The sequence below is a fragment of the Caulobacter sp. CCH9-E1 genome, from assembly GCF_001556515.1.
In the GTDB taxonomy this organism is placed as follows: domain Bacteria; phylum Pseudomonadota; class Alphaproteobacteria; order Caulobacterales; family Caulobacteraceae; genus Caulobacter.
Genome location: NZ_LSJA01000324.1, coordinates 1 through 8,988, shown reverse-complemented (window position 1 = coordinate 8,988; position 8,988 = coordinate 1). Strand labels below are relative to the sequence as shown.

The 8,988-nt window shown below is 69.1% G+C and carries 9 protein-coding genes; 5 read left to right on the top strand and 4 right to left on the bottom strand.

Annotation, left to right across the window (positions count from 1 at the left end; translation table 11 throughout):
- Positions 1–364: 364 nt before the first annotated feature.
- The 5 genes from AX690_RS18585 (at position 365) to AX690_RS18565 (ending at position 5,973) form a co-directional block, all read left to right on the top strand.
- Entirely contained in the window at positions 365–1,408 is a 1,044-nt protein-coding gene (locus AX690_RS18585; protein ID WP_066680591.1) for an aspartate-semialdehyde dehydrogenase, read from the top strand.
- A gap of 359 nt (positions 1,409–1,767) precedes the next feature.
- On the top strand, positions 1,768–3,651 hold the full coding sequence (locus AX690_RS18580) for a ribonucleoside-diphosphate reductase subunit alpha (RefSeq protein ID WP_066680589.1): 1,884 nt from the start codon (positions 1,768–1,770) through the stop codon (positions 3,649–3,651).
- A 182-nt stretch (positions 3,652–3,833) separates the two neighbouring features.
- On the top strand, positions 3,834–4,793 hold the full coding sequence (locus tag AX690_RS18575; RefSeq protein WP_066680586.1) for a lipid A-modifier LpxR family protein: 960 nt from the start codon (positions 3,834–3,836) through the stop codon (positions 4,791–4,793).
- 94 nt (positions 4,794–4,887) lie between these two features.
- Positions 4,888–5,226 carry a hypothetical protein gene (locus tag AX690_RS18570; protein WP_066680585.1) on the top strand — a complete coding sequence of 113 codons (339 nt, stop codon included), beginning with the start codon at positions 4,888–4,890 and terminating at the stop codon, positions 5,224–5,226.
- A gap of 105 nt (positions 5,227–5,331) precedes the next feature.
- Complete coding sequence (locus AX690_RS18565; RefSeq protein ID WP_066680580.1) at positions 5,332–5,973, top strand: hypothetical protein; 642 nt, start codon at positions 5,332–5,334, stop codon at positions 5,971–5,973.
- On the opposite strand, the gene AX690_RS18560 is transcribed toward AX690_RS18565, so the two are convergent.
- The 4 genes from AX690_RS18560 to AX690_RS23050 form a co-directional block, all read right to left on the bottom strand.
- Positions 5,945–7,198, bottom strand: coding sequence for a patatin-like phospholipase family protein (locus AX690_RS18560; RefSeq protein ID WP_066680578.1), 1,254 nt, complete (start codon positions 7,196–7,198; stop codon positions 5,945–5,947). The two genes, AX690_RS18565 and AX690_RS18560, sit on opposite strands and share 29 nt — an antisense overlap.
- Before the next feature lie 15 nt (positions 7,199–7,213).
- Positions 7,214–7,906 carry a hemolysin III family protein gene (locus AX690_RS18555; RefSeq protein WP_066680575.1) on the bottom strand — a complete coding sequence of 231 codons (693 nt, stop codon included), beginning with the start codon at positions 7,904–7,906 and terminating at the stop codon, positions 7,214–7,216.
- A 119-nt stretch (positions 7,907–8,025) separates the two neighbouring features.
- Positions 8,026–8,796 (bottom strand): sulfite exporter TauE/SafE family protein, encoded by a 771-nt coding sequence (locus AX690_RS18550; protein ID WP_066680573.1) that lies wholly within the window; start codon positions 8,794–8,796, stop codon positions 8,026–8,028.
- A 109-nt stretch (positions 8,797–8,905) separates the two neighbouring features.
- On the bottom strand, positions 8,906–8,988 hold an 83-nt coding region (locus tag AX690_RS23050), incomplete at its 5' end, for a hypothetical protein (protein ID WP_369798228.1).

The following is an 8,988-nucleotide window of genomic DNA, read 5'->3' as shown; positions in this document are numbered from 1 at the left end:
GCGCCGCCCCTGGGTCCCGGCTCTCCGCGCTACGCGCTGCGGCCGGGATGACACGGAAGTGTAGACCAGAAGCGCTTTCGCGGCACATTCATGCCCCTGCGCGCGTCGCAGACCTCCCCCGCCGCAACCCCATTCCCCAAACCGCTCTTTACGCGGCCGCGCTTCCTCGCTATTGACCCCGCCGATGCAAGTCCGCGCGACCAAAATTACCACCCCGAAAACGACCCGCCTCGGCGGGGCGTGGTCGGGCGTGCGCGCGTACTAGCGAGCATCCCGCTACCAGCCCCGCCGATGCGCGGGGCGGCTCTCATCACCAGAGACCTTAAAGCTCCCCGCGCTCCGCACTTTCAGGAGACGCATACCCGTGAGCTTCAAGTTTTCCCGTTCCAATCCGCCCCACGTCGGCGTCGTCGGCGCCACGGGCCTCGTCGGCGGCATGATGCGCGAGCTGCTGGCCGAGCGGGACTTCCCGCTGGCGTCCCTGCGCCTGTTCGCCTCGGCGCGCTCGGCCGGGAGCAAGATCGACTTCCAGGGCCGGGAGATCGTGGTCGAGGACGCCGCGACCGCCGACTTCGCCGGCCTGGACATCGTGTTCTTCTCGGCCGGCGGCTCGACCTCGCGCGAGCTGGCCCCCAAGGCCGCCGCGGCCGGGGCCGTGGTGATCGACAACAGCTCGGCCTGGCGCTCGGACCCGGACGTGCCGCTGGTGGTGGCCGAGGTGAACCCGCACGCCCTTTCGAACATCCCCAAGGGGATCGTCGCCAACCCCAACTGCACCACCATGGCCGCCATGCCGGTGCTGAAGCCCCTGCATGACCGCGCTGGATTGAAGCGCCTGACCGTCAGCACCTACCAGGCGGCCTCGGGCGGCGGCATGGAGGGCATCGAGGTCCTGGCCGAGCAGCTGCGCGCCGGCGCGGCCGGGGACCTGGACGGCCTGGCCCGTTCGCCCGACGCCGCCCCCCTGCCCGAGCCCCGCAAGTGGGCGGTCCCGCTGGCCTACAACGTCGTGCCGCTGAACTACGTGCTGGGCGAGGACGGCTACACCGAGGAGGAGCTGAAGCTGCGCGACGAGAGCCGCAAGATCCTCGAGATCCCCGGCCTGCCGGTCTCGGGCACCTGCGTGCGCGTGCCGGTGTTCACCGGCCACTCGCTGTCGATCAACGCCGAGTTCGAACGTCCGCTCTCGGTCGCCGAGGCGCTGGCGCTGCTGGGCCAGGCGCCGGGCGTCGTCGTGGACGCCGTGCCCAATCCCCTGGCCGCCACCGGCCAGGACCCGGTCTTCGTCGGCCGGGTGCGTCCCGACCCGACGGTCGAGCACGGCCTGGCCCTGTTCGTCGTCGGCGACAACCTGCGCAAGGGCGCGGCCCTGAACGCGGTGCAGATCGCCGAGGTCATGCTGGGCTAGCGCCCGCTCTCCCGCGCCATCCCGGTCGCCGAGGGCCGGGATGGCGCGGATTAACGTTACCGACCCCATATCTTGTGGGCGCCTCTGTGAGCGAACGCGGGAGTCCGGGGACGGAGCTTCAGGGACGCCTTGCGACCGTCCGTCGCGGGTGAAAAAAGTTCGCCTCCGCAACCCCTTGATCCTGCCTCACAAGTTCCAGCCGTTCACAGCTTGTTAACGAAAAACTCGCCCCGACACCGTTGACGAGTCATTCACCACTGTGGCCCCATATCTGGGCTGAGGGGGCTCCTCGGCCACAAGATATAGCGGCTGGGCAGGGTTAACCCCTTCTCCGGAACACGCTGATTGAGCAATGGAATTTGGTCATGAACGGCAGTGAAGCGGCGAAGACGACCATCCGTAGAGAGGCGCAACTGGCGGCGATCAAGCCCGCCAAGCGCCCGCAGCTGGCCCTGGTCCGCAAGGTGCAGGTCGACCGCTCGCGCGACGCTCTGTTGACGGACTTCGGCAAGACCACGCTGGAAGACCGCTACCTGCTGCCGGGCGAGTCGTATCAGGACATGTTCGCGCGCGTCGCGACGGCCTTCGCCGACGACGCCGACCACGCCCAGCGCGTCTATGACTACATGAGCCGCCTGTGGTTCATGCCGGCCACCCCGGTGCTGTCGAACGGCGGCGCCGATCGCGGCCTGCCGATCAGCTGCTTCCTGAACGCCGTGAACGACAGCCTCGACGGCATCCTGGGCGTCTGGAACGAGAACGTCTGGCTGGCGGCCAACGGCGGCGGCATCGGCACCTACTGGGGCGGCGTCCGCTCGATCGGCGAGAAGGTCAAGGGCCAAGGCCAGACCTCGGGCATCATCCCCTTCATCCGCGTGATGGATTCGCTGACCCTGGCGATCTCGCAGGGTTCGCTGCGCCGCGGCTCGGCCGCCGTCTATCTCGACATCCACCACCCGGAGATCGAGGAGTTCCTCGAGATCCGCAAGCCGTCGGGCGACTTCAACCGCAAGTCCCTGAACCTGCACCACGGCATCAACATCACCGACGAGTTCATGCACGCGGTGCGCGACGGCAAGAAGTTCGGCCTGCGCTCGCCCAAGACCAACGAGGTCCTGCGCGAGGTCGACGCCCGCGCCCTGTGGCAGAAGGTGCTGGAGCTGCGCCTGCAGACCGGCGAGCCCTATCTGATCTTCTCCGACAGCGTGAACAACGCCATGCCGTCGTTCCAGCGCGAGCTGGGCCTGAAGGTGCGCCAGTCGAACCTGTGCAGCGAAATCATGCTGCACACCGGCACGGACCACCTGGGCAATGAGCGCACCGCCGTCTGCTGCCTGTCGTCGGTCAACGCCGAGACCTTCCTGGAGTGGCGCGACCACCCGACGTTCATCGAGGACGTCATGCGCTTCCTCGACAACGTCCTACAGGACTTCATCGACCGCGCGCCCGACGCCGCCGCCTCGGCCGCCTACGCCGCCATGCGCGAGCGCTCGGTGGGCCTGGGCCTGATGGGCTTCCACTCGTTCCTGCAAAGCCAGAACGTGCCGTTCGAGAGCGCCCTGGCCAAGAGCTGGAACATGCGGATGTTCAAGCACTTGCGCCGCGAGGCCGACAAGGCCTCGATCAAGCTGGGCGAGGAGAAGGGCCCCTGCCCCGACGCCGCCGATCGCGGTTCGACGGAGCGCTTCTCGCACAAGCTGGCCATCGCCCCGACCGCCTCGATCTCGATCATCTGCGGCGGCACGTCGGCGGGCATCGAGCCGATCCCGGCCAACATCTACACCCACAAGACCCTGTCGGGCTCGTTCGCGGTGAAGAACCCCTATCTGGAGAAGCTGCTCGAGGAGAAGGGCCAGAACACCGACACGGTGTGGGGCTCGATCCTGGAGCACGAGGGCTCGGTCCAGCACCTGGACTTCCTGAGCCAGGACGAGAAGGACGTCTACAAGACCGCCTTCGAACTGGACCAGCGCTGGGTGATCGAACTGGCCGCCGACCGGACGCCGGAAATCTGCCAGAGCCAGTCGGTCAACGTCTTCCTGCCCGGCGATGTCGACAAGTGGGACCTGCACATGCTGCACTGGACCGCCTGGGAACGCGGCGTGAAGTCGCTGTACTACCTGCGCTCCAAGTCGGTGCAACGCGCGGCCTACGCCGGCGCCGAGGGCAAGGCCGAGAAGACCGCCGAGGGCTTCGACGTCCCCGAGAAGACCGACTACGACGAGTGCCTGGCCTGCCAATAAGGCTGATTGGCCTCCTCTAAAGACCAGAACGGCGGCGCGATGCGGATCGCGCCGCCGTTTTCGTTTCGGGCGACCGGAACCTGATCACGACGCGGGCGGTTCACGACGTGCGCTTTCGTCACGGTGGACAGACCGCCGGAAGCGCGTAGGCTGGACCTCCGTTAGGATTGGGGAATCCGGGGATGCGGACCGCTGGGGAGCGAACCGTCCTGTGTCTAACGGCCGTTCTGGCCGCGGGACTGGCTTATGCCGGAAGCGCCTGCGCGGCCCAGAAGGCCGGCAAGGCGCCCGTCGACAAGCACGCCGCCCCCGCCACGCCGAGCTTCCAAGTGAAGCCGGAAAGCCTGCGCCCCCTGAACCCCGCCGCCGGCTTCATCGCCTATGACAGCGACGCGATCGAGCTGGCCCTGGAGGGCGGCTTCGCCCTGCCCCCGGCCGCCGCCGGCGGGGACGTCCGGCTGCTCGACACCGACCGCTATTACGAGGGCGTCGGCCCCGTCAGCTGGCGCTCGAACGCCTTCAGCCACCAGGCCCAGCCGGGCGGCCCGATCGACTCCGTGCGCGTCTCGATGGCCGGCTCCGCGCCGACCGCCGCCTACGCGCCGCTGACCCTCTCCCGCCCCGACGCCTATGAGCTGCGCGAGGTCGACGTGACCGTGACGCGAGGCTGGCCCTCGGCGGTGATGCTGGCGGGCCGCAAGTATGCCCTGGACGTCACCCCGCACGCCGGCCTCGGCTTCGGCGGCGCCGGCGGTTCGGCCGAGGCGGGCGCCACGGTGCGCCTGGGCAAGAAGAAGAACATGGGCGACCGGGTGACCGATGCGCTCGGCGTGCGCGAAGGCGATACGGCCTTCGGCGACCGGGGGCGCTGGTACATCTACGCCGCCGCCAGCGGCCGGGCCGTCGGCTTCAACATGCTGCGCGGCCAGAACGGCGACTGGAGCCGGGCGGGCCTCACCCAGGATGCGACCAGCCGCCTGATCGGCGACAGCCAGGCCGGCGTGGCCTGGCGCAAGGGCCCGATGCAGGCCTCGCTGGGCTACATCCACCGCGAGATGAGGGCCAAGGAAGGCATCATGGGCCTGGCGACGCAGAAGGACGACGTCGTGGCCCTGTCGTTCAGCCTGAAGCCCCACTGGTAGAGACCAGAACGGGGGCCAGAGCGCCTATTGGGCTTGTGTTTCCGGCCGCTTTCATGCAGCAAGCGCCCCACCTGTCCACTGCCCCAGCGAGACCATGAGCGAGAGCGAGCCCCCGCGCCGCAAGACCCTGAGCCTCAAGAGCGGCGTCGCCGCGCCTGGCGGTCCGCCGCCGCTTGAGCGCATGGTCAAGCCGTCGGCCCGCGCCACCGTGTTCACGCCGTCGGCCGCGCCGCCGCCGCCGCCGCCGCCCGCCCCGGTGGGCGACTGGAAGTGCAAGCCGTGCGGCACGCGCTTCGACCCGCCGGCCGAGCTGGCCGACGAGGACCATGTCCGCTGCCCCTCGTGCAACGCGCGCCTGGGCTTGGCGTCCGACTTCCGCGCCGACCCGCCGAACGTCGCCAAGCTGCGCGCGCGGTATCTGAAGAAGGCTTAGCGGCCGGGCCGAAGCTCGACGCGCCTGGACCGCCGCCACGGTAGGGAGCACCATGCGCGCCTGCTCGGCGCCGCCTGGATGCCGCCCCGATCAAGCGCGGTGACCATGCTGGCTGAAATCAATCCACCGAAACACATCACGCCCGCGGAAGTGAACCTGGTCGTAGAGCGTGGCGGCGTGATCCACTTCCTGGACGGCGTGATCGTCGCAACGCCCGCGCTGCGCGGATTGAAGATCAAAACGCTCGTGCGCACGCAATCGGCGCGGCTGGCGGACGGCCGCGTGCTCCACTGGTCGGTGCGGGGGGACCTGCGCCATATCGATGGCCTGACTTTCGCGCCGCCGGCCTCGCCGGAAGAGGCCGAGCGCGCGTGGCATGTTCCAGCCAGCCAGCCCACAGCAGCCGCCGCGCCGATGCTGAAGGATTGCAAGCTACTCAGCGGCGTGGAAGCGCGCGGCCGCTTCGTCGGCGCCTGGCGATGCGGAGCGGCTGATCAAACTCAGATCGCGGTGGCCGAACCTCTCCCACAAAAGGGATGGTCGCCAGCGCGCCTTCTCGCGACGGTGAACTACCGGTTCGACCTGATCGGGTCAGAACCCGTCATCCACGAACAGGGCGCGCCTATCGTGCTTGTCCGCCTCGATTCGGATGGACTGTTCCACTACGCGCGCTTCTACTGGTCGCCCACCGAGAGCATCGCGACCAAGCCCAGCCCCCCTAGGGCTCCAGTTGCGCGCCGGCGCTGACCGGCTCCTCGCGGATCATCACGCCCGTGCCCGCCGCCGGCGAGACGGCCAGCGGCTTCTTGAACAGGCCGCGCCACAGGCTTTGCTCCTCGACCGCGCTGGTCCAGGCGGTTCCGGCCATCGCCTGCTCGACGCCCGCGTCGTAGATCCGCTTCATCAGTTCGGTCTCGAACTTCAGCAGGTTGAAGCCTTCGAAGCTGCCGGGGATCGAGGCGACCGACAGCGGCAGGTTGTGGCGCGTGCAGAAGCCGGCGGCCAGGCTCAGCGCCTGGCGGTACGAGAACCGCAGCATGGTGTCGAAGCTGCGGCTCATGATCGAGGCCACGCCCGGCGGGGTCGATTGGGGGGCCGGATCCAGCACCGTATTGACGATCACATGCACCCGGCCGCGCCGGAAGCGGGGGCCGAGGTTGCGCCAATGCAGCAGGGCGTCGGGCATCAGGAACAGCGGCGCGGCGACGCCGCCGTCCACGTGCATCTCCTGGTGAAGCCGGCCGTCGACCTCGACGTCGATCAGCTTGGGCGGAAAGATCCCCGGCACCGAGGACGAGGCGACCAGCAGGGTGCGGAACAGCTTCAGCGCGTCCTCGCCGCCGCGCGTGGCGATCTCGCCGAGGTCCCAGACCACGGCGCGCTGGCTGTCGAGATTGGTGGTGGCGATCAGCAGACGGCGGCCCTTCAGGTGCTCGGCCGCGACGGCCTCGACCATCTCGGCGTCGACGAAGGTCTCGACCAGGCGGTCCAGCGACTCGCCCTTGAAGATGCTGGGACCGAGGGCCGAGTTCAGGCGGCGCAGGCTGAGCAGCTCGGCCGCGTGGCCGCCGACATAGGCGTCGGTCAGGCGCTCGTCCCAGGCCGAGCCCAGGAAGGCCAACGGCGCGATCAGCGCGCCGGTGCTGACGCCGGTGACGATGGCGAAGTCCGGGCGGCGCCCGGCCTTGGAAAGCCCGGTCAGCACGCCCGCGCCATAGGCGCCGCCGGCCGCGCCGCCAGACAGAGCCAGGATGTTGAACTCGTCGCGGCCCAGGAGGGAGCGCAGGGGCGCAAGCCGGTCGGCGGCCTGGCGCAGGGCGTCGTCGGCCTGGTCGACGCTGAGGCGCACGCCCGGGAAGCCGACGGCCTCGACATGACGGTCGTTGGGCGGAGCCGGCAGCCGCTTGCCGCGCAGCGGATCGTTCCGGAAGAAGCCTTGCAGGCTGGCCTTGCCGGAAAGATCCTTGTCCACGCCGCTCTCCACGCCTTAACGGGCGCTCGACAGCACGACGCCGACCAGAACGGCGGCGTAGTGCAGACCCGCGCCGCCGATGACATGGCCGTGCCAGATGGCGCGCCGGAACTTCAGACGCTGCATCAGGTAGAAGACGGTGCCGGTCGAATAGACCAGGCCGCCGATGGCCAGCAGCAGCAGGGCCACCCACGACAGGCCGTCGATCATCGGCTTGATGGCGACCAACACCAGCCAGCCGAGGGCCAGGTACAGGCCGACCCAGAAGCGCTTGTCCAGACCCGGCAGGAACAGCTTGGCCAGCACGCCGACCGTGGCGACGGTCCACACCGCCGAGGTCATGCCGATCGCCCACCAGCCGTGCAGGTTCTGGGTGGTGAAGGGCGTATAGGAGGCCGCGATCATCACGAAGATGCCGGCGTGGTCGAAGCGGCGCAGCAGCGGGCGCCAGCGGGCTTTCGCGAAGTTATAGGCCGTCGACAGCGACAGCATCAGGATCAGGCCCACGGTGTAGACGCTGACCGCCGCCACCTGCTTGAGGTCGCCGAGACCAAACGCCAGGCCCAGCAGGATGCCGCCGCCCAGCAGGGCGCAGGCCAAGCCCGCCAGGTGCACGATCAGGTCCGCGCACTTGGCCGCCGGCGTCGGATAGTGTGTCGCCGCCGGCTCGCGCGCGACGAGACCGGTGGTTTGGGTGGTCGTATCCATGGCTCCGCTCTGTCCGGATGCAGTACGCCCGAACGGTAAGTTCGTTCCGTGACATATAAGCGTCGATCACTATGGCCGGGAAAGGGCGGCGACGACACGATCGGCCACGAAAACGCGCGTCAGGCCAAAAGGCCGCGGGCGCCGTCGAAGACCAGCTTGCCGCCGACCACGACCAGCAGGATGTAGATCACCTTGTAGAAGCCCTCGGCCGGCACGCGCCGCACCAGCCAGACGCCGGCCCAGGTCGAGGCGACGGCCAGCGGCGCCAGCACACCGGCGGTGGCCAGGACCTCGGGCGTGAACTGGCCCAGCGCGACATAGGCCGGGACCTTCATCCAGTTCACGACCGCGAAGAAGATCGCGCTGGTGCCGATGAAGGCGTCGCGCGACAGGCGGCGCGGCAGGACATAGATCTGGAACGGCGGACCGCCAGCATGGGCGATCTGGCTGGTGAAGCCCGCCGCCGCCCCACACAGGGCGCCCAGCCACGGCCGACCGGGAGTCGCCTCGACCTGCTCGGCGGCCTTGACCGCGCGCTCGGCCCACAGGCGCTGGAGGGCGAAGACGACCGAGATCACCCCCACCGCCAGCTCGACCGCCGCCTCCTTGACGAAGGCCGCCAGGGCCCAGCCCAGGAAGACGCCGACAGCGGCCGAGGGCAGCATGAGCAGCAGCAGCCCCTTGTCCCAGCTCTTGCGGAAGGCCCAGACGCTGACCACGTCCTGGATCAACAGGATCGGCAGAACGATCGAGGCGGCCATGACCGGCGACACGGCCAGGGCCATCAGCGGCACGGCCACCACCCCGATCCCGGCGAACCCGCCCTTGGCGAGCCCCAGCAGGATCACGGCCGGAATGGCTACGGCGTAGAACAGCGGATCGGTCAGCATCAGGCGGTGTTACAGCCTCGCCACCGCGCCCCCAAGCCCGATAACACCCAAAGAGAAAGGGCCCGGCGTCGCCGCCGGGCCCTCCCAAGTCTTACAGTCGTCGTCGATCTTAGAAGTTGATCGAGATCGTCGAACGACGGTTCAGCGGTTCCTTCACGCCATCGCCGGTGGCGACGGCCGGAGCGCTTTCAC

Coding starts and splice junctions, on each gene's coding strand:
- AX690_RS18575 (WP_066680586.1), top strand. CDS start 3,834: ATGCGGACCGCTGGGGAGCGAACCGTCCTGTGTCTAACGGCCGTTCTG.
- AX690_RS18570 (WP_066680585.1), top strand. CDS start 4,888: ATGAGCGAGAGCGAGCCCCCGCGCCGCAAGACCCTGAGCCTCAAGAGC.
- AX690_RS18565 (WP_066680580.1), top strand. CDS start 5,332: ATGCTGGCTGAAATCAATCCACCGAAACACATCACGCCCGCGGAAGTG.
- AX690_RS18555 (WP_066680575.1), bottom strand. CDS start 7,906: ATGGATACGACCACCCAAACCACCGGTCTCGTCGCGCGCGAGCCGGCG.
- AX690_RS18550 (WP_066680573.1), bottom strand. CDS start 8,796: ATGCTGACCGATCCGCTGTTCTACGCCGTAGCCATTCCGGCCGTGATC.